At 68.1% G+C, this 18,028-nt stretch carries 20 protein-coding genes and 2 pseudogenes; 12 read left to right on the plus strand and 10 right to left on the minus strand.

What is annotated here, in order from left to right:
* Positions 1–505 precede the first annotated feature (505 nt).
* From AC07DC_RS41485 to AC07DC_RS41500, 4 genes and pseudogenes are all read left to right on the plus strand, one after another.
* Positions 506–1,141, plus strand: a complete 636-nt coding sequence (locus AC07DC_RS41485) for a VOC family protein (protein WP_478920140.1) — start codon at positions 506–508, stop codon at positions 1,139–1,141.
* Positions 1,142–1,228: 87 nt separating this feature from the next.
* Positions 1,229–1,363: pseudogene (locus tag AC07DC_RS41490) on the plus strand (transposase); the annotation flags it as partial.
* Between the two features lie 63 nt (positions 1,364–1,426).
* On the plus strand, positions 1,427–1,735 hold the full coding sequence (locus AC07DC_RS41495; RefSeq protein WP_478920141.1) for a transposase: 309 nt from the start codon (positions 1,427–1,429) through the stop codon (positions 1,733–1,735).
* Between the two features lie 150 nt (positions 1,736–1,885).
* Positions 1,886–2,656 carry an IS3 family transposase gene (locus tag AC07DC_RS41500; RefSeq protein ID WP_478920158.1) on the plus strand — a complete coding sequence of 257 codons (771 nt, stop codon included), beginning with the start codon at positions 1,886–1,888 and terminating at the stop codon, positions 2,654–2,656.
* Between the two features lie 165 nt (positions 2,657–2,821).
* On the opposite strand, the gene AC07DC_RS41505 is transcribed toward AC07DC_RS41500, so the two are convergent.
* From AC07DC_RS41505 to AC07DC_RS41515, 3 genes are all read right to left on the minus strand, one after another.
* Positions 2,822–3,100 carry a hypothetical protein gene (locus tag AC07DC_RS41505; RefSeq protein WP_478920143.1) on the minus strand — a complete coding sequence of 93 codons (279 nt, stop codon included), beginning with the start codon at positions 3,098–3,100 and terminating at the stop codon, positions 2,822–2,824.
* Positions 3,101–3,460: 360 nt separating this feature from the next.
* Positions 3,461–3,895 carry a hypothetical protein gene (locus AC07DC_RS41510; protein WP_478920144.1) on the minus strand — a complete coding sequence of 145 codons (435 nt, stop codon included), beginning with the start codon at positions 3,893–3,895 and terminating at the stop codon, positions 3,461–3,463.
* A gap of 57 nt (positions 3,896–3,952) precedes the next feature.
* A complete protein-coding gene (locus AC07DC_RS41515; protein WP_478920145.1) occupies positions 3,953–5,554 on the minus strand; it encodes an ISL3 family transposase in 1,602 nt (533 codons plus the stop codon).
* 267 nt (positions 5,555–5,821) lie between these two features.
* Here AC07DC_RS41515 and AC07DC_RS41520 point away from each other — a divergent pair, with 267 nt between their 5' ends.
* Positions 5,822–6,928, plus strand: a complete 1,107-nt coding sequence (locus tag AC07DC_RS41520; protein ID WP_478920159.1) for a hypothetical protein — start codon at positions 5,822–5,824, stop codon at positions 6,926–6,928.
* Positions 6,929–7,192: 264 nt separating this feature from the next.
* Here the strand turns inward: AC07DC_RS41520 and AC07DC_RS41525 are convergent, their stop codons facing one another.
* The 3 genes from AC07DC_RS41525 to AC07DC_RS41535 all read right to left on the minus strand — a co-directional run bounded on the left by AC07DC_RS41525 (position 7,193) and on the right by AC07DC_RS41535 (position 10,690).
* Positions 7,193–8,290, minus strand: coding sequence for a methyltransferase domain-containing protein (locus tag AC07DC_RS41525; RefSeq protein ID WP_478920160.1), 1,098 nt, complete (start codon positions 8,288–8,290; stop codon positions 7,193–7,195).
* 518 nt (positions 8,291–8,808) lie between these two features.
* Positions 8,809–10,437 (minus strand): hypothetical protein, encoded by a 1,629-nt coding sequence (locus AC07DC_RS41530; RefSeq protein WP_478920146.1) that lies wholly within the window; start codon positions 10,435–10,437, stop codon positions 8,809–8,811.
* Positions 10,438–10,519: 82 nt separating this feature from the next.
* Positions 10,520–10,690, minus strand: a complete 171-nt coding sequence (locus AC07DC_RS41535; protein WP_478920147.1) for a hypothetical protein — start codon at positions 10,688–10,690, stop codon at positions 10,520–10,522.
* Between the two features lie 328 nt (positions 10,691–11,018).
* Here AC07DC_RS41535 and AC07DC_RS41540 point away from each other — a divergent pair.
* Positions 11,019–11,132: pseudogene (locus AC07DC_RS41540) on the plus strand (DUF2283 domain-containing protein); the annotation flags it as partial.
* 205 nt (positions 11,133–11,337) lie between these two features.
* Here AC07DC_RS41540 and AC07DC_RS41545 read toward each other — a convergent pair.
* Positions 11,338–11,496 (minus strand): hypothetical protein, encoded by a 159-nt coding sequence (locus tag AC07DC_RS41545; RefSeq protein ID WP_478920148.1) that lies wholly within the window; start codon positions 11,494–11,496, stop codon positions 11,338–11,340.
* A complete protein-coding gene (locus tag AC07DC_RS41550; protein WP_478920149.1) occupies positions 11,496–11,864 on the minus strand; it encodes an RNA polymerase sigma factor in 369 nt (122 codons plus the stop codon). Before AC07DC_RS41550 ends, AC07DC_RS41545 begins: the two co-directional genes overlap by 1 nt.
* Positions 11,865–11,990: 126 nt before the next feature.
* Here AC07DC_RS41550 and AC07DC_RS41555 point away from each other — a divergent pair, with 126 nt between their 5' ends.
* The 3 genes from AC07DC_RS41555 (at position 11,991) to AC07DC_RS41565 (ending at position 13,696) form a co-directional block, all read left to right on the plus strand.
* Positions 11,991–12,257, plus strand: a complete 267-nt coding sequence (locus AC07DC_RS41555) for an N-acetyltransferase (RefSeq protein ID WP_478920150.1) — start codon at positions 11,991–11,993, stop codon at positions 12,255–12,257.
* 71 nt (positions 12,258–12,328) lie between these two features.
* The gene (locus AC07DC_RS41560) at positions 12,329–12,772 is read left to right on the plus strand and encodes a hypothetical protein (protein ID WP_478920151.1); all 444 of its coding nucleotides are present in this window, start codon (positions 12,329–12,331) and stop codon (positions 12,770–12,772) included.
* Positions 12,773–13,696 (plus strand): TIGR01777 family oxidoreductase, encoded by a 924-nt coding sequence (locus AC07DC_RS41565; RefSeq protein ID WP_478920152.1) that lies wholly within the window; start codon positions 12,773–12,775, stop codon positions 13,694–13,696.
* 312 nt (positions 13,697–14,008) lie between these two features.
* On the opposite strand, the gene AC07DC_RS41570 is transcribed toward AC07DC_RS41565, so the two are convergent.
* Together AC07DC_RS41570 and AC07DC_RS41575 are read right to left on the minus strand one after the other, a co-directional pair.
* Positions 14,009–14,665, minus strand: coding sequence for a class I SAM-dependent methyltransferase (locus AC07DC_RS41570; protein WP_478920153.1), 657 nt, complete (start codon positions 14,663–14,665; stop codon positions 14,009–14,011).
* A 118-nt stretch (positions 14,666–14,783) separates the two neighbouring features.
* On the minus strand, positions 14,784–15,524 hold the full coding sequence (locus AC07DC_RS41575) for a hypothetical protein (protein WP_478920154.1): 741 nt from the start codon (positions 15,522–15,524) through the stop codon (positions 14,784–14,786).
* Between the two features lie 193 nt (positions 15,525–15,717).
* On the opposite strand from AC07DC_RS41575, the gene AC07DC_RS41580 reads away from it, so the two are divergent.
* The 3 genes from AC07DC_RS41580 to AC07DC_RS41590 all read left to right on the plus strand — a co-directional run.
* Positions 15,718–16,344, plus strand: coding sequence for a restriction endonuclease (locus AC07DC_RS41580; RefSeq protein ID WP_478920155.1), 627 nt, complete (start codon positions 15,718–15,720; stop codon positions 16,342–16,344).
* 193 nt (positions 16,345–16,537) lie between these two features.
* Positions 16,538–17,083 carry a hypothetical protein gene (locus AC07DC_RS41585; RefSeq protein ID WP_478920156.1) on the plus strand — a complete coding sequence of 182 codons (546 nt, stop codon included), beginning with the start codon at positions 16,538–16,540 and terminating at the stop codon, positions 17,081–17,083.
* Between the two features lie 570 nt (positions 17,084–17,653).
* A partial coding sequence (locus AC07DC_RS41590; RefSeq protein WP_478920157.1) for a hypothetical protein occupies positions 17,654–18,028 on the plus strand: 375 nt, incomplete at its 3' end.

Consider the following 18,028-nt stretch of genomic DNA (forward strand, 5'->3'; position numbering starts at 1 on the left):
GGAGATCCAGACCGCCGTGGCGGCCACGGCGGCCCACGCCCGGTAGGGCGGCGCTCAGCCTTCGGTGAGAACGCTCAGACTTCGCTGAGACGGGTTATCACCTGCACGCAACAGCGATCAGTTCGCTGCCTAGGCCCGACATCCTGACGCTCGTGTAGAGGGTGAACGACGTTCCGGCGGTTCCCACCCCGCCGCCCGACCGTCCCGTGGGCCCGGGAGGTGTGTTGTGTGGTGAGGGGGGAGTGCGAAGGCGGCCCTCTGACTGCTCCGGGGGCCCGCCTGGTCTCCGCTATGGCGGAGCGAATGGTGCGGGTGGTGCCTCCGCGTGCACCGAGCGGCCCGACGTGTGAACCACACGCCCCGCGCTGCTGCCAGGCTTCGACCCGGCCTCCCCCGCCGGGATGACGGTGATCGATCCGCTCCACGGCTGAATCCACGGCGAACGCGGCCGGAGCCGCGGGCGTGGCGTCGGGATTTGTACGGGTTGTCGGGTGATGATGGCGCAGTGCGACTTGATCACGTGTCATATGCGGTGACCCGCGACAGCTTCGTCTCGACCGTCCAGCGGATCGGATCGGCCCTCGGCGCCGGGTTCGTCGACGGGGGCGTGCACCCGCGATTCGGCACCCGCAATTTTATTCTCCCGCTGAGCGGCGGCACCTACGTCGAGGTCGTCACCACACTCGACCACCCCGCCGCCGACCGCGCACCCTTCGGCCAGGCGGTCGCTCGCCGCGCCGCCGAGGGCGGCGGCTGGCTCGGTTGGGTGGTCTCCGTCGACGACATCGCCCCGGTCGAGGCCCGCCTCGGCCGCACCTCGGCCGAGGGCCACCGTGTCCGCCCCGACGGGTTCGACCTGAGGTGGAAGCAGATCGGCCTGCTGGAACTGATGGAGGACCCGCAACTGCCCTACTTCCTTCAGTGGTTGGTCCCCATCGAGGAGCGCCCGAGCGCCGACCCGCGCACCTCCACCGCCATCCACGGGGTCTCCATCGCCGGCGACGCCGCCTCCATCGCCGAATTCCTCGGCGAACCGGCCGACCACCCCCTCGAGAAGATCGACGTCACCTGGGTCGAGGATGAGGAACCGGGCCTGGTCTCGGTCGAGTTCGCCACCGCCCACGGCCCGGTCACGATCTGACCAGGGCCCGACTGCCCCGCGGGAGCAGCCGGCTGGGGTCTCCTGGCTAGCGCGTGTCTCTTTGATGGGTTGTTCAGTTGATCGGATGTGTCTGCCCGATTAGTGATCACTGATGCGATGTGGGGCCGGATCGAGCCGCTGATGCCGGCCGATCCGGTCCGTGGAGGGCGCTGGGCTGATCACCGCCGAACGCTCGAGGCCATCGCGTGGAAGTACCACACCTGGGCTTGATCCGGTTTGGCGGACATCCGAGATCAGGGGTTCTGCCCTGGGAGGATGTCCATCATGGAGAGCATGGGGAAGAAGAAGCCTCGGCCTCGCCGTTCGTTCACGCCGGAGTTCAAGGCCGAGATAGTTGAGCTGTGCTGGCGCGGTGACCGCTCGGTCGGTCAGATCGCCAAGGACTTTGATCTGACCGAGACCGCGGTGCGGCTGTGGGTCAGCCAGGACGAGGTCGACGCGGGAGAGCGCGACGGCCTGACCAGCAGTGAACGTGAGGAGCTGGCCGCGTTGCGGCGGGAGAACCGCAGGCTGCGGGAGGACGTGGAGGTCCTCAAGCGTGCGACGGCTTTCTTCGCGAAGGAGACCCGGTGACGGTGCACCCGTTCATCGAGGCGGAGAAGCAGAGCGGCCACAACGTCAAGCGCGGGTGTGAACTGCTGAAGGTCTCCCGAACCGCCTTCTACGCCCGCCGCAGTGGCAAGCTCGGACCACGGGCGGTCGATGACGCCGAGCTGACCGAACATCACCGCAGTTCACGAGAGGTCGCGCGGCACTTACGGAGCCCCGCGCGTCCACGCCGCCCTGAAACGGGAGGGTTCCCACTGCGGGCGGCGCAGGATTGCCAGGCTGATGCGGGCGGCGGGGCTGCACGGCCGTTATCGCAGGCGACGGCACCTGACCACGATCGCCGATCCACGAGCGACCTCCCGGCCCGACCTCATCTTGCGGCAGTTCGACCCCGACCCCACGGCGCTCGACACCCGTTGGCACACCGACATCACCTACATTCCGACCGCGGAGGGCTGGCTCTACCTGTCCACGGTCATCGATATCGCCTCCCGCCGCGTGGTCGGCTGGGCGACCGCCGATCACCTGCGGACAGACCTGATCTCCGATGCCCTCAAAGCGGCCTGCCAGCAACGACGCCCCGCCGGCTCAGTGATCTTCCACTCGGATCGCGGCTGCCAAGACACCAGCCAGCAATTCGCTTCCCTGGCAGCCGAGTTCAACATCCAACTGTCGGTCGGACGCACCGGACAGTGCTGGGACAACGCGCTGGCCGAGTCATTCTTCGCCACCATCAAACGCGAGTTGCTCGGCACTACCGCCTGGCCCAGCCGGGCCGCCGCCCAACACCGCGATCTTCGATTTCATCGAGGGCTGGTACAACTTGCACCGACTGCACAGCAGCCTCGACTACCGCAGCCCCGCCGACTACGAGACCGCAACCGCCGCCTGACCACCACACCGAGGGTGTCCGTCAAAGCGGAACAAGCTCAGTCGTGCGTGTAGGCGTGGTGGGCAGGGTGGCTGGGTTCGCGTGGCGGGAGTGGGCTGGGGGCTGTTCTCGCCGTGGCGTTGCTTTGGCCTGGATGCTCGTTGGTGCGTAGCGGCAAGGCCGTGGTGTCTTCGGGTGGCGTGGGTCGCACTCGGTGGGGTTGGGGAATGGTTGTGCGGTCAGGCGGTGCTGTGTGTTCGGGCGGGACTGCACTCCACCATTTCTCGTGCTGCGCGCAATCTGCTCGGGTGGTCGTCGTCCAGCAGTCTGGTGGTGATCAGGATCGCTTGGATGATGCTGACACCTTGGTCTTTCAGATGCTGCTGGACGGTGTCCATGTCGATGTTCGTGTCCAGTAGCTCTCTGCATTCGTCGATCTGATCGCCGATCTGTTGCGCGCGTTCAGGGGTCAGCCCGTGAACGCCTGCGAGGAGCTCTTCTGCGGTGTGGCTTGGCATGTTCGGGATCCTCTCAGGGACTTGCCGCTGCTCACAGGCGGTTTCGTTTACTCCAGCTCGCCCGTGCACCCGATACCAGGCACCGATGCCGCCATCGCGCTCGCCTACGACATCCTCGCGGCCCTGGGCAAGCCCGTTCCTCTGACCGGCCACCGCCCGCTCAATCCGGCCTCAGCGTGGTCGATCGCGGCCGCTGGATCCTCGCCACCCCCATCACCCACCTGGCTTTGTTCATGAGAACGGGCTCTGGCTCAATTTCCGTGATCGCGTAGCCGTGAGTGACACCGGCTGTCAGGCAGCGAGGATCGATCCTGGTACGCGTGCTGCCCGCATGTCGACCGAGCTGCTGACCAACGAGTCTCAGTCGACAAGATCTCTCGCTTCGTAGCCGGCCAGCCCCATGGCAAGCAGGGGCGGTACAAGTGCGTTGAGATACCACGCCATGTCAGTCAGGGCTGGTGCTCCGGAGAGCCTTCGCCGGTCGATCGTCGGGATGAAGGAACAGCGCGATCGGCCAGCATGAAAAAGTAGCTGGCCACCGGTTTCCGTAGTTGAGTGATAGATGCAGACGCCGACGTGGTAGTCGATGTTGTCCGGTGAATCCACCACGGTCAGGACCTCAGCTGCCTGATCGGTTGAAGCCGACTGCCAGTCGAACAGGTCGTCGTTGTTGACCACGTATGAGATCCCAAGCGGTTCCTGCAGCGACCACCCCTCACCGGCCAGAGCTCGCACCACGGCGTCTACGGTGACGGCACGCGCGAACACGAGATCGATGTCGGCAGTCCTGGACATTCGCGGCTCCTGCGGTGGGGTTGATCGATGTCGGAAGCGTTTCACGTGTTGGCATTGTCATGGAGCGAGGAGTACTCGTTTCCTCAGGAGTGCGAAGCCGGCTCGGCCGAACATCTGGCGTTTGAGCATCTTGATGCGGTTGACGTGCCCTTCCACGACGCCCGAGCTCCAGGGCAGCGTGAGCCCGGCGATGACTGCGGCCCGGTCGCGATCGATGCCGGCGGCGAGGGTATGGAGACCGGGCAGGTCGTCCTGGCGGACTGCGTCGAGCCACTCGGGCAGCTGCTGGCCCTGTCGCTCGGTGAGGATCTGGGCGAAGGAGCGGACATGTCCGGTGAGGGCTTCCAGTTCGGGGCAGTGGGCCATGACGGCCTTGAGTCGGAGCTGTTCGACCTCGGAAAGGGAATCGGGGTGGCGCAGGATCCAGCTGGCGACGGTGCGGGGTGAGGGCGGGGGTGCGGTGCCCGGATCGGCCGATAGGCGTTTGGTGCGGAAGTAGGCGCGAACTCGCTGGTAGCTGCCTTTGTAGCCGAGCGGCACGATCTCCTCCCATGCCTTCCAGGCGTTGGTGCAGCCCTGATTCCAGCGGTCGTCCAGGTAGGGCTTGTACTCATCGAGGACGGAGGGGCGGCCCTGCCACTGGCCGTGAAAGAGGTCCTCCGGGGTGGTGGCGTCGGCGAGTAGTTTGACCGTGCGGTAGGTCATGCCGAGCTGGCGTTGGATCGCGCGGCGGCTATGGCCGGCGGCCAGCAGCGCATGAACGGCGGCGTGGTTGGACCGAGTTCGGTCGGCGAACCGGTGGCCTGTCGGCCACGGCGAGCCAGAGGGATCAGCCGGTTCTTCTGGTTCCTTGACCTTTTGGGACAGGTCGGGCGCGGTGCCACGCAGGCAGCCCCGATGGTCGGCGACACACCGTTCGGCGGCTTCGCTGAGGTTGTGCCACAGGTGCCAGCGGTCCGCGACCTGCACCGCTTGAGGTGCGCCAACGGTAGCGCCTTCGGCAAAGAACGGGGCTCGGTCCCGGCAGACAACCTCGATACCTGGCCTCTTGGCCAGCCAGGCGGCCAGGCTCGATGCCTCCCGGTCCGGCAGCAGGTCCACCGGCCGTCGCGTCTCGACGTCGACCAGCACCGTGCCGTAGTGGCGGCCTTTGCGCGTCGCGTACTCGTCGACGCCGACCACCCGCGGGGCCGGAACGTTCGGTTCGGGCAGTTCCTCGACCAGCCGCAGCACCGTGCTGCGGCTGACGGACACCCCGAACACCCCCGCCATCCGGGCGCCCGCCCGACCAGCCAGGGCGAGGCCGACCGCCGCCAGCGTCGAGCGCAGACGCTCGGTCCACCGGCCGTACCTCCGAGTCAGTCCCGGCACCTGCTCAACGAATGTCCGCCGCGGGCACGAAGCGAGCCGGCAGGCGAAGCGGCGGACCCGCAGACTAAGCACCACGCGCAGCCCTCCACTGGGCACATCCGCCGGAAACCGCAGGTAGGAGCTGTGAACCCGGCTCGACCAGCTCCCGCACCCCGGACACGCCGAACCGGACGCTCCACTGCGGGCATGGACCCGCACCGTCTCGTTGTCCACGTCCACCGACACCACCGCCACGTCCGCGATCGACGGGAACAGCACCTCCTCCAGTCGGAGGACCACCTCTTCCACAGCCCCGAACTGTCAGCCACCCAAGATCACCACCGATCAATTTCAGGCAACTTTTCGGAGGCTGACGCGGTCACGATCCATCACTCAGCGTGCGCAGGTCACGGAACTTGAGCCAGAGCCCCACTTCGGGAGGCACCCGGCACATCGAGGATTCGAACGGTGACGCTACACAACGTGGCGGTGCACAGTCCCGTGCCGCGGATGAAAAACACGTTGGCCGGTCCGCCCCGGAGCTGCGACGATGCCTCCTTCTTTCGCGGAGGACATTTGTTCGTTTTCGTTTGTGCGGGATGTGGCGCCGAGCTGACCATCCCACTGTCCCCGGTCGCGCTGCCGGTCCACGCCCATCAGAAGTGGGGGAACGGAATTCAGCTCCCGGTGCTCATGGAGTCGGGCACATTCGCCGTGGAACCGGAGCCCTGGGGGCCGCCGTGGCGGAGCTGGGAGGAGGTCGACCCAGACGAGGCGGCGACCCGCGGCATCTACGCACCGGTCTACGCCTTGTCCGACAGCGTGCCCGGCACCATCGTCATCGCCCCCGGGGATACCCGCGGCACCGTGCTCGTCCCGAACGAAGCCGGCGGCTACTGCTGCGGCCTCGATTGGGGTGATGGCCCCAACATGGCGTGCGATTCGTGCGGCCTGCCGGTAGCGAGCCGAATCGACGACTGCTCACTCTGGCAGGCGGTCTGGCTCGCGCCGGATGCCGTGCACTGCCTCCCCATCGACGGCACCGACACGGCGATTCTCTCCTGGGCGGAACTGCTGGAGGAGGGGAAGGCCACGCCCCCGATCGTGCCGATCAGCAGATGGGGCTCGCTCCTCGGGCTGGACCACGGGTGGTCATGGAGTCCGCAGTGGGAAGCGGCAGCCGGGCGGGGCCTGGCCCACCTGCTGGCAGCCTCCGATGGCCGACCGGTGACTGTCCCGCACGGTCTGATCGCGGAAGTGTTTCAACGCGCCCTCGACGCTCTGCTGCCTGCGGTGCAGCCGGCCCGGCGCGCGGTCCTGGCCGGACCGGGATTGTCCGCCCCCGACACGGACACCGACATAACCGTCGTGCCGACGCACCCGCAGACAGGTGAACTCTGGAGCCCGGGCGGACCGAACGCATCTGTACACCCAGTGCCGCTGCCGTTCGGGATATGGATGTGGATGGCCTTCCCCGAACCACACCTCCACCTCCCCACCTCGGGAACCATGCCCGACGGCGTACTCCGCGACGACCCGCCCCCACCACGCCCCCATCACCTGTTCCGGGCCGACCCGGGAACCTTCCAGCACACCTTGGTCCGATTGCCGGCCGTCCGCAGCCCGTGGCTGCGCGAGATCCTCGACAACCTCACGCAGGACATGCGCGCCCGCCTTTTCTAGCCGCCTGCCAGATGGCGCCGGTACTCACTCTCCGGAACTGCCGCATCGAACAGCGCCGGGCAGTGGTCCTACACCTGCTGTCCGTTCTCTCTCGTGGACAAAGCCAGGGGAGCCCTCTACAGCTTCAGCCACGATGCCTTGAGAGACTCGCTTCTCATCAAGTAGCTATCCGCGACCGCGTCCCTGGCATCTCCCGAACTCCGGTCTGGTCGGCCCAGCCCCTCAGAGCGGGCGAGACGACTGGTGGCAACGCGGGGGACGGGCCTACCGGGTGGCTTGGGCGGTTAGGCCGGTCGGCCAGCGGGGGCCGGTGTCTGCGTCGTGGGCCCATACGTACTGACAGCCGTCCGGTTCGACGGTCATTCCGTAGTCGTACAGCGAGGGCCGGCCCTGAGCGATCCACTGGTCCCATGCCTGTTCGACGTCGTCGGCCAGCTGGCGCGGGCCGCCCTGGGTGGCGACGGTCCGACCATCGCCGATGGCCGCGATGGAGGCCCAGGAGGTGCGGTCGTGGACCCAGGCGTTCAGCCCGTCTTCGTCCACGGCCGTACTGATCTGCAGGTCGGGCAGAGCGACGCGCAGGGCGAAGCGGAGGTTCCAGTCGTCGCGCAGCGGTTCCAGGGCACGCAGGAACGGCCGGTCGCCGGTGGGCGGGGCCTGTTCGCGCACCTGCCGGTAGCGGCGGGCGGGAGCGGTGCCGCGGGCGGGCATGAACTTCGCCAGGCCTTGGAACCAGCCGGAGGCCGACCGGCCGTCGTCGGCGACGGTCAGTGCGACGTGTCCCAGGTGGCCCCAGGGGGTGACGATCCGCCCGCCCGGCACGGTCTGCTCCACCCACGCCCACGGGACCTGGTCGACCGCGTAGGTCGCCATCACCCGGTCGTATGGGGCGTTGGCCGGCCAGCCTGCGTTGCCGTCCCCGACCTCCACCGCCACCCGGGCGCCCGCCGCGGCCAGCCGCTGCCGGGCCGGACCGGCCAGTGCGGAGTCGGTCTCAATGCTCGTTACCTGGGTGCCGGTGCGCCAGGCCAGCAGTCCGGCGTTCCACCCGGTGCCGGTGCCGAGCTCCAGGACACGGTGGCCTTCCTCCAGGAAGAGGGCGTCGAGCATGTCGACCACCAGGCTCTGCGCGGACAGGCTGGAGGTGGCGATGCCGTCGGTGACCTGGGTGACGGCCGGCTCGTCGGGGCCGGCGTAGACCTCGGCGGCCCAACGCGTGGGGTCGGCGGCCCGGTCGATGGGCTGGTAGGCGTGACCGTCCCAGGCCCACAGGCGGTCGGGAGCAAACCGGTCCCGCGGCAGGGCCCCGACCGCCTGACGGATCCAGGGAGAGCGCTCGGGCCACTGGCCGCGCTCCTCCATGTCGTCTGCCAGGCGGAGTTGATGCTCGACGAAGGACAACGAGGCTCCTACTTGCGGTGTTTCCCGGGATCTCTCGGGGGCGGGGGCGGAACCGGGCTGTCCGCGTTCCCGGGAGGGGGATCGCCCTTGCCGAGGTCCTCGGGGGGCTTGTCGTGCTCACCCATTGTTCACGCTCCGTCAGCGGGTAGTAGTTGTACCTGCATGGTGGCGCAGAGTCGAGCCAGCCGATAGACCGCCCTGGGCGCCGACGGTTACAGACGGCGGGCAGGGCCGAGGGGGCCACCGCCGTGCCGCTGATCAATCATGGGGCCCGCGGTCGAGGCGGGACGGGGCGTCATCGGGCGCCCGATCTCGGTCATCGGTGGGAGGCGGCTCGGGAGGCGCGCCGTGGCGGCGCAGTTGCTGGTGGCGTCGCCGGTCACGCCACCAGGCCAGCCGGTGCTCGGACTCCTGCGGGAAGACCGATTGAATGCCGACCACGACCAGGAACAGGGCACAACAGACGACGGCGGCCACGGTCAGCCACCAGTGCGCGCCGGCCAGGGCCAGTAAGGCAGCGGCGATGCCGGTGGTGCCGGCCGCGGCGAGCGGTCGATTCGCGAGAGACATATGCGGTTTCCCTTCGGACGGACGCGCTGGCTCAGTGCACCCGATGGCAGACCCCCGGTCGTGCTTGCCGGGCTTGTGAGTCCAATTTTCCGAAGAGACGAGAAGGTGATGTATCGGTGGGTGTCACAGACGGCGGCCGTACCGATCGAACGCCTCGCGCCACGCCGCCTGCGTTCCAGGGCCAGAGAGGTGGTTCGCAAGGCCCAGGTGGCAAGGAACTGCACGAAGTCCGGCTGGTCCTGGCTGGCCAGCACGGTGGCGGCCACGGTGTGCCCAGGCCACCGCCACACCGCCTTGCTCACCGCAAATTTTTTCGCGCCGATGTCCCGGTCGTACTGTTGGGCCAGGCGCCCGAACGCGCGCGCGTCGCCGCGTTCCTGCTGCTCCCGCAGCCGAAGAACTCGGTCGTCGTCCGGATCGTTGTCTTCGAAGGCCTGGATGACCGCCTCCATGGCGGCCAGCGTCGAGGCGCGCGCTGCGGCCCTGGCCTCCCGCTCCTCCTCGGCGGTGATGAACCCGAAGGCACTGGCCTTGTCCACCGGAAGGTCCAGTCCGAACCACCCCATCGGTGGCTCCTCCTCGGGCTGGCCGTCCCAGACCACGAGTACCGCTTCGATGAAGCCGCTGATCCGCTCGGGGCGCAGCGCGGCGGCGGCCGCGACGAGCGGTTCCACACCGGGCACCGGACTCCACCCCGGGCCGTCCGGACGGTCGCGCAGCGGCCAGACGGCCTGCCCGTCGCGGAAGGGAAAGCGCAAGACCTTCCCCTCGGCTACCCATTGGGCGTACGGCTCGGGCAGCGCTCCGTCGCACAGAGCCGGCGCGTGGGCGTGCCACGGGCCGGGAAGGTGAACCTGCCAGCCGGGCGGGTCCATCCTCCGCTGCGGCTCGGAGTCAGAGCCGGGCGGACACTGCAGTAACCAGTCCTCGAAGTACCGCAGATCCACATGGCGGCGGGCCCGCCATACCGCCGTCCCGCCGCGTCCGGACCAGTCGTAGCCCGTCGATCCCTCCAGCAGGCGCGCCCGGCGGTCGTCGGCGGCATGCAGGGTGTCCTGGTATCGGTCCTCCCACCGATCGTCCTGCTCGTAGAGCAGGTCTTCGTGGGCGGCGGCGTTGGTGCCGGCCAGCAGGTCGCGGGCGATGTTCTGGGCGACCTGGAAGCGCTGCGGTGAATGCCAGGCCACGTCCTCTTCCAGCGCCCTCGCGAGCAGGAGCGTGTGAGTATCCGCTGCCTCGCCGGAAGACTCCAAGATCCGTTCGTCTTCGGCTGCGGACAACAGGTCTCGCTCCGGACGGGTACTGGTTGCGGCCATCGCCAACCGCCACAGTGCGAGCGCGGCCCGGTGCCGCAGCAGCGGGAACAGCCCGTCGAGGAAAGCGTCGGTGAAGGGCTCGCGCACCGCGATGGCCGTCATCACGGCGTCGGTGAGTGCTCGCCCCTGGTAGTCGCGGTGACTGCGTTCGTACTGCCCGGGCAGGTGCAGCGAGACATCACGGGCACGCGCCAGTACGTCGGCGGCCACGCGCAGCCGCAAGGGATGGTCCTGCCGTGGATCGGTGCGCCACCGAGGTGGCGGCGGATAGCGCAGTACCGTGGAGATGTGGGTGAGCCGGTCGTCAGGGTCGCGCTTCCTCCTGCACCTCGACGTGGGCCGCCAGCAGTTGACGAAGCGTCTCGTCCCGCGAGGTTCCCCGCTCGGCCACGATCGCGGCCAGAGCCCCATGGGCACACACCGGCAGTCGGACGTTGGTCTCCGCGTATCCAGACACCCGGTCAGTCTCCAGCATCTGTGACCCATGCATGGGGGACGTCCGCAGCCCCGCCGGCCGCGAAGGTGCTCGCCGCGCCGGCCACGGTCCCGGGGACTGCAGGCACCGGACCGCTTCTGTGCGGTTCCGCGGGGACACGGCAGCCTGAGGTCGATGGGGCCTCAGGATGGGCAGTGACAGTGCCGCCATCGACAAGCAAGGGATCCCGCTCACCGTGACAGACGTCAGAGTCACCTACGACAAGAGTGCGGACGCAGCGTACGTGTACCTCCGAACCGCAGGCTCGCGTGCAGTCCGCGCGCATGTATCCCTGCGATCCGGTGGACGCTGACGCCATGATCAATCTCTCGACTTCGACGAGCAGGGGCGCCTCATCGGCATCGAGGTGTTGGCGGCCAGTTCAAAACTGCCGGAGTACTTGCTCCGGTCAGCGGAGCGGCTGGACACCGACGATGCATGACACAGTCGAGCGCCGCGCTCGCGGCGACCGCAGCGCCCATTGAAGCAGGTGGGAAAGGGCTCATCGTGGCGGGCGAGGCCGGACTGCTGCGCGCCTCTCAGGCACTTGAGGCGGCGCTGGACTGTCTGGCCGAAGTCCCCGATCCGCGAGCCGCGCGCGGAATACGGCACGCTTTCGTCTGCTGGGGCCCAGCGTTCTGGCTGTTTCAGCGGACCGCTGCGGTCACGGATGCGGTGACGGCGCAGGCGAGGGTGAGGGCTGCGGCGAACACCGCGGCTGCGCGCATGAGGGCGGCGGGGATGGTGGCGCCATCGATGTGGGAGAGGATCCCGGCCGCCACGGCGGCCAGCAGCGCCAGGGCCATCACAAGAGCGGTGGTGAGGAGAGCAAGGGCGACGGGCACAGTGAACTCCCATGGGATGGGCATATGTTGACCTGACCGTTGTCCCGGATTCGGCGTACGTCAGGGTCCGCCCGGACGATGATGAACACCGGAAACACGGCGGTCTCGGTCACCGTGACCTGTGCGATGTAGCGCCAGGCCAGGGCCTCGCGCTGCTCCGCGGTCAGCCGGGACAGGGCGACGACGATGTCGCAGCGGGTGTCGACGAGCCCCTGCGGCAACTCGCCGACCAGCGCCTCGGCCAACCCTTGCAGGTCATCACCGTCCAGAGGCGGTGGAGTTCCCTTCGCCGCCCGCCAGAAGTCGGCCACACGACGCGAGGCGATCATGGTGAGCAGAGCCCTGGGGTGAGGGTGTTCCGGATGAGCTGTCCAGTACAGGCAGAACTGATTCTACGTCAGATTGAGCAGGGGGAAGCTTCGCTGCGGTCGCTCTGACCAGCGGGGGAGCGGTCGTTGACTGTCGTTGCCGGTCGTCGTGGGCCGCCCTCGGACGGCCCAGGGACGGCCCGGCATCTCACGCGGGGTCAGCAGGGTTACGGGATCGGCTCGGCGCTGCTCCGATCCTTTCTCGAGGACATCGACCAGCGCAGCCCGCCCGCCTTCCTGGAAGCCGACGACGAGCGCATTGTCCTGCTCTACGAGCGATTCGGCTTCCGGGTGGTCTCGCAGGAGAAGATCCTTGGCGTCGACACGCGATTCCTGTGGCGGGACCGACCCTGAGCACGTCACGATGCAGGGCCGAGCGCCCTCTCCGTTCCGGCAGTACGGGTCGATGGCATACCGTGCTGATCGTGATCCTCGAAGTCGTATATCTCCTGCCGGCTGCGGTGTGGACCGGTTCCATGACGTACAGCCTCGCGGTCGTGCAGCCGCGCAGCCTGCGGTTCTTCGGCGACAGCGATCAGCTGGAGGGGTTCCTCACGGTTCTCGCGCACGGAAATCGTTGGCGGGTCCTGGCGATGGCGGCCACGCTGATCGCGAGTGCCACCGCGATCGTCGTCGTGTGCCCGTGGTCCGGCGCACGCGTGGTCTACGGCATCGCGCTCGTACTGGACGTGGCCGCGACCGCCGTGTTCGCGCACGTGTCGTGGCGACACTGGCCGGCCCGGGTCTTCGCGCTTCCCGAGGAGCGCCCGGGTTTCCGTCGCAGGCTGCTGATGAGCGCGCGGGCGATCTGGCTGCTGGTCGGGACCGGGTTCGTGCTCACCTTGCTGGCAAGCGTGGGGCGGCGCTAGGTGCGGGTGGTCATCGCTGGATCGAGTGGGCTGATCGGCGGCGCGCTGCGTGCGGCCTACCAGGCGGACGGCCATGAGGTGGTTCGTCTGGTCCGTCGGCCGGTGCAGGCCCCTGACGAGGTTCAATGGGATCCCGGACACCCCGACCCGCATCTCGTCGACGCCGCCGACGCGGTGATCAACCTGGCTGGCGCCCCCCTGGGCGACAGGCGATGGAACGCCCGCTACCGCGACTTGATCGCTTCCAGCCGAATCGGCACCGCATCGGCGCTGGCCACGATGGCGGCGCGGGCCGCAGCACCGCCCTCCGTCCTGGTTTCGATGTCCGGAATCAGGTACTACGGCGTCGATCGCGGCGACGAGGAGCTCACCGAGGCGAGCGCCGCCGGAACCGACGGGTTCCTGCCGGTGGTCACGGCGCGGTGGGAGGCCGCCACTCGGCCGGCCGCCGAGGCCGACGTGCGGGTCTGCCACCTGCGGACCGGGCTGGTGCTGTCCGCCACCGGCGGCTTGCTGCCGCGGCTGCTGACGCCGTTCAGGTTCGGCCTGGGCGCGACGCTGGGGTCGGGGCGGGCCTATTGGAGCTTCCTGACCCTGCACGACACGGTCGCGGCCATCCGGTTCCTGGCCGAACGCAAGGAGACCGCAGGTCCCTACAACCTGTCGGCTCCGGCTCCGGTCCGCGCGCTCGACTTCACGAAGGCGCTGGCGTCGGAGGTCGGCAGACCGGCACGGCTGAGGACTCCGTTGTGGGCATTGCGCATCGAGGTCGGACAGATGGGGCCGGAGGTGCTGGGCAGCTTGCGAGTCCTGCCGGAGCGGCTGACTGCGGCGGGGTTCCGGTTCCGCGACGGGGATATCGAGTCTGCGCTGCGGAGGGCGCTTGAGGAGAGTCTGGACAGTCCGCGTAGCGCGAGGCCCTGACCGGCGAGGCCAAGGGCCGAACCAAAGACGAGGGAACTGACACCGACATCGCCTACGGACAGCTCCTGCGCCGCATGACCCACACCTCGCCCGCCACTCGCTACGCGCTCATCGTGCCCACATCTGCTGTGCCGGCCGCTGAACGCGTCCCTGCCGAGATCCGGCATGCTCTGAGGATCGATGTGTATGAGGTGACCGAGGACAACCAGGTCCGCCACCGCCCGGCATAGCAGAAGGCGTCGGTGGTCATCGCCTCGACCGAATCCTTCGGTGCTGGTCCGAGCGGCAGATGGGGGAGGCCACGGGCTCTGCTCAGGGCTGATTCCATACAAGCGTATAGCGCCAGAACAGCCGTCGTCGCAGCCGCGCGCCGGGGAGGACGTCTCTGGCTTCACGGACGATGTCGTCAAAGGCCATCTCCGCTGAGCGCGTAGGGGCCGTCATGGAGACGGGCCGCGGCGAGGGGCGACCCTTGTTCTTCAGCCAGCCCATGGCGGCGTTGGCCGGAATGGCGACAACGCCGAGCAGGTGGTCCACAGGGGTCTGGGGGTGGGACAGGCCGACGATCACCAAGGTCCCTCCCGGCGCCAGATGACGGCGGAAACGGGTGAGCGCCGGGGTGAACGGCATGTGGTGGATCGTGGCGACGCACGTGATGACGTCGTAAGGGCCGGCAGGGAACTCGGCTATTGCATCCGCGACGCTGAAGGTCACGGGAAGTGCAGCAGGAGTCAGTTTCTTGGCTTGAGTGGTGATCACCGGATCGGAATCGACGGCCTTCACAGCGTCGGCTCGTCCGGCCAAGAGCCTTGCAAGATCACCGCTGCCGGAACCGACGTCCAGCGCGCGTTCGAAGCGTCTCGGCAGCTGCCGCAGGATCCAGCGATGGTAGTGGGCGTTGTGATCCCAGGGATACGCGGCGTTGAACTGTTCAAGAGCCCGCAGGACTCGAGGCGACAGGATCTTCATTGCCTCAGTCCATCAAGTCCCTGCGGCCTGCACACCGTGTTCCGGGGCAAGGTTCAGCCGCTCTCGGAGCCGGATGCAGTCCGAGGAGGCGAGTGGAAAAACATCTGCTCGCGGGGGTTCAGTACCCCAATACTTCACCGGCGTTGATGGCCTTGTTGGCCGCCGCATCCAGGCGCCGCGCTGCCTGGGTGACTTCGGATGCTGCCGCATGCAGTGAACTCGCCCCGACTTCAAGGTTCCCCAACTTGGCTGCAGCAGCCGCAAGAACGATCACGTTGTCCTCGAGGTGCCTCAGAGACCGCGCCGAGTCGTGCAGCATCTCTACGGTGTCTGGTGAGATGCCGAAACCATGGATACGTGGATCGGCCAACTCTTCCACGAGCACACGCAGCAGATCCGCCAGCTGCGGGTCCGTCTCGGAGAACTCGTCCAGGGCCGGCCTCATCTGATCGAGGAACTCTCCCTGGGCCTCTGCGATCATCCTGCCGAGACGCGCCTCAGTCAGCCCTGACAGCCCGGCGAGCGCCTCGACCTCTGTTGCTTCACGGTCGTGTTTCCACTTCTCCAGCGTGCTCACGGTGTAGTCGTCGCTGGACCGCCCGTCGACGGTGACGTGGTGGGGGCCGCAGAGGAGGAGCAGATTCTCAAAGCTGTTCCGCCGCTCGAGAGACCACGAAGGGTCGAACCGCTTCCCCCCTGAGTTAATCGCCCGTATATGGGCGATCTCCAGGTTGATACGCGGGACTCCGTTGACTGGGACGACGACGGGGGTCGGGCACGCGGGCCAGTAGCAGCAGCCCCGGCACAGCGCCATGAGGCCGGCCAGCGTTGAGTTGTCGTATTTGCGCTTCTCGGTCAAGGAGTCCCCCTGGGAGCAACACGGTTGAGGAGGTCTACCCCTACCAGTGGCCGAACACGTGAGCTGACGCCGATCCGCATCCCTTGGAGGGAGCGCGCTGCTGGCTGTTATGACGAGCTACGTGGATAGACGGCCTTGCCGAGACTTCGCAAGCCGTCCAGAATCGGCGCACATAGGGGCGGGGGCGGTAATCATGGCACTACTTCTGGTGTTAACGGGCTTGGCCACAATCGGGGCTTGTGCGGTCGTGGTGGGCCGGGCGCGCGCCGGCCGTGCCGAGGCGCGTGCCGAGCAGCTGCGTCTGGCGGAGCAGGCCCGCCTGGACGCGAGCCGGTCGATGGACTCGGTGCTCGCGATGGACGACCGGGAGTTCGAGGAGTACGTCGCGGATCTGTGCCGCCGCGACGGCTGCACCGACGTCGCCCGCGTCGGGGGAGACGGGGACCTGGGCGCCGATGTCATCGCCTTCTTGCCCGACGGTCGCAAGCTCGTCATCCAGTGCAAGCGGTACGCCCCGCACCGGTCGGTGGGCAGCCGGGATATCCAGACGTTCAACGGCACCGCCCGTCAGGAGCACGGTGCCGATATCCCGGTGTTCGTCGCGACCTGTCCCTTCACCAAGCCCGGACGCGATTTCGCCGCCAAGCACGCCCTGGTCCTTATCGACCTGGACCTGTTGGGCTTTTGGAACACCGGCTCGCAGCTGTCGTCGTTCTTCGCCCTGGACATCGCCCGCTCAGGCACCCACAAACGCCCCAGGTCTGCGCCCAAGCGCCCCACCCGACGGGCGCCGCCCACCCGGCCCGGACAGGCAACTTGACGGTGCAAGGACGCTGCACAGCGTCCTTGCACGGATGGCCGTTCAAGAAGCCGTATCATCCGCCCGCGGGATGGCCCCGGGGGAGTGGGGAGCGGGCCGGTAGCGACGGCGCTGCCTGCAGTCGCCACCGCAATCAGACGCTCGATGGAGGGCTGCCGGTGATCTGTCCCAGCCCAGTACAGGAGGGGGATCGGTGGTGTTAGGGGATCAGTTCCCGGCTCTGATCGGTGTTGTCGTTGGCGCCGCTGGTTCGTACGTGGCAGCCAGCCTCACCGAGCGCAGTCGCTGGCGGCGGACAAGAGCGGAGCGCTGGGATGAGAAGAAGTTCGCCACCTATGCGAGTTATGCGAATGCCTTGAAGGCTCAGATCCGTATTGCTGAGCGGATCGGCGCGGCGCGCCGTTTCGCGCATATGACCGATCCTCTCGAGCCGACCGACGGCCTGCCACAGCTTCGAGAAGCCGAGTCGCGGCGCGCCGCGGAGTGGGAATCGGTGCTGCTCGTGGGGGATGCCGAAACCATTGGAGCAGCTCGTGCGTGGCATGAGGCGGTGTGGAACCTGGAGCTGTACGCGCGGGGGCTGCGCGATAGCCCCGATGGGTGGGAGAGTGCGAAACGACAGCTGAGCCAGGCGCGCGACGTCTTTTACCTGTGTGCTCGCCGAGACCTGGGCATCACGGGACCGCCTCCGCCATCCGGAAACTGGCCCCGGCAGTGGCAACAACCGGATCCCACCTAAGCACTCCTGACCTCTGCCACACCCGTCATCAATGTCCACTGTGCCCGCCTGCTGCTGCGCGCTGGCCGGGTCCGGGCCGGGTCCGTCGTCCAGGCCGCGACGGCCGATGGTGGCGGGCCGGTCCTTCCTGGGGTGGACGTCGCCAGCCGCAACAGCGCGTCCATCGCGGCGACGGCCCGTGTGACGTCCGGGGCACGGGTGGCGTTACGCGGGGCCGGGGATCCAGGGAGCGGCGGGAGCCGGTCACCGGCCGCACCCGACCCCACGCTGGCAGCATCCTGACCAGGCATCACCGGGCTTGCGACCCCATGCAACTTTCCGCCACGCCCGGTTGCGAGGTCGTTCTCCGTGGCACCCCAGATGCCATCGGACGGATCAGAGAGCCGGGCACACTCAACTCCGGGCTCAAACACTTGCGTTGGGAAAGTGTTCCCCATGCCGTGGTAAGGGAAATGCGCAGGTCGCCTGATGTTCACCGCGCGGGTCTACCCGCATAGACCGTGGGAGTGGTGTCATGCCGGAAGCCGCCCGGACCCCCATGGCCGGGCCAACCTTGCGGGAGACTCCCACATGCGACCCCTGCGCCGCTTCACCGCTACCGGTGCCGCCCTCGCGCTGGCCACCGCCGGACTCATCGCCGCGACCGGCACCGCCCACGCAGCAACCTGCTCGCAGGCCTACCTGCCGCTGCCCGACGCGTCCTGTCAGCCGGGCGCGTACAACCCCAGCGTCACTCAGTCCACGATCGGGTCCACGATCTGTGTGTCCGGCTGGACTGCCACCGTGCGGCCGCCCACCTCGTACACCAACCCGCTGAAGGTCCAGCAGATCGGCGAGTACGGCTACACCGACACCTCCACCGCCGACTACGAAGAAGACCACCTCATCCCCCTCGAACTCGGCGGCGCCCCGCGCGACCCGAAGAACCTGTGGCCCGAGCCCCGC

This window comes from Streptomyces sp. NPDC045021 (genome assembly GCF_056432645.1).

Bases quoted from the DNA above. Each gene is read 5' to 3' on its own strand.
- AC07DC_RS41505 (WP_478920143.1), bottom strand. From the start codon at position 3,100: ATGCCAAGCCACACCGCAGAAGAGCTCCTCGCAGGCGTTCACGGGCTG.
- AC07DC_RS41510 (WP_478920144.1), bottom strand. From the start codon at position 3,895: ATGTCCAGGACTGCCGACATCGATCTCGTGTTCGCGCGTGCCGTCACC.
- AC07DC_RS41580 (WP_478920155.1), top strand. From the start codon at position 15,718: ATGGCACTACTTCTGGTGTTAACGGGCTTGGCCACAATCGGGGCTTGT.
- AC07DC_RS41570 (WP_478920153.1), bottom strand. From the start codon at position 14,665: ATGAAGATCCTGTCGCCTCGAGTCCTGCGGGCTCTTGAACAGTTCAAC.
- AC07DC_RS41550 (WP_478920149.1), bottom strand. From the start codon at position 11,864: ATGATCGCCTCGCGTCGTGTGGCCGACTTCTGGCGGGCGGCGAAGGGA.
- AC07DC_RS41535 (WP_478920147.1), bottom strand. From the start codon at position 10,690: ATGCTGGAGACTGACCGGGTGTCTGGATACGCGGAGACCAACGTCCGA.
- AC07DC_RS41525 (WP_478920160.1), bottom strand. From the start codon at position 8,290: ATGGAGGAGCGCGGCCAGTGGCCCGAGCGCTCTCCCTGGATCCGTCAG.
- AC07DC_RS41495 (WP_478920141.1), top strand. From the start codon at position 1,427: ATGGAGAGCATGGGGAAGAAGAAGCCTCGGCCTCGCCGTTCGTTCACG.
- AC07DC_RS41545 (WP_478920148.1), bottom strand. From the start codon at position 11,496: ATGGCCCTGGCGCTGCTGGCCGCCGTGGCGGCCGGGATCCTCTCCCAC.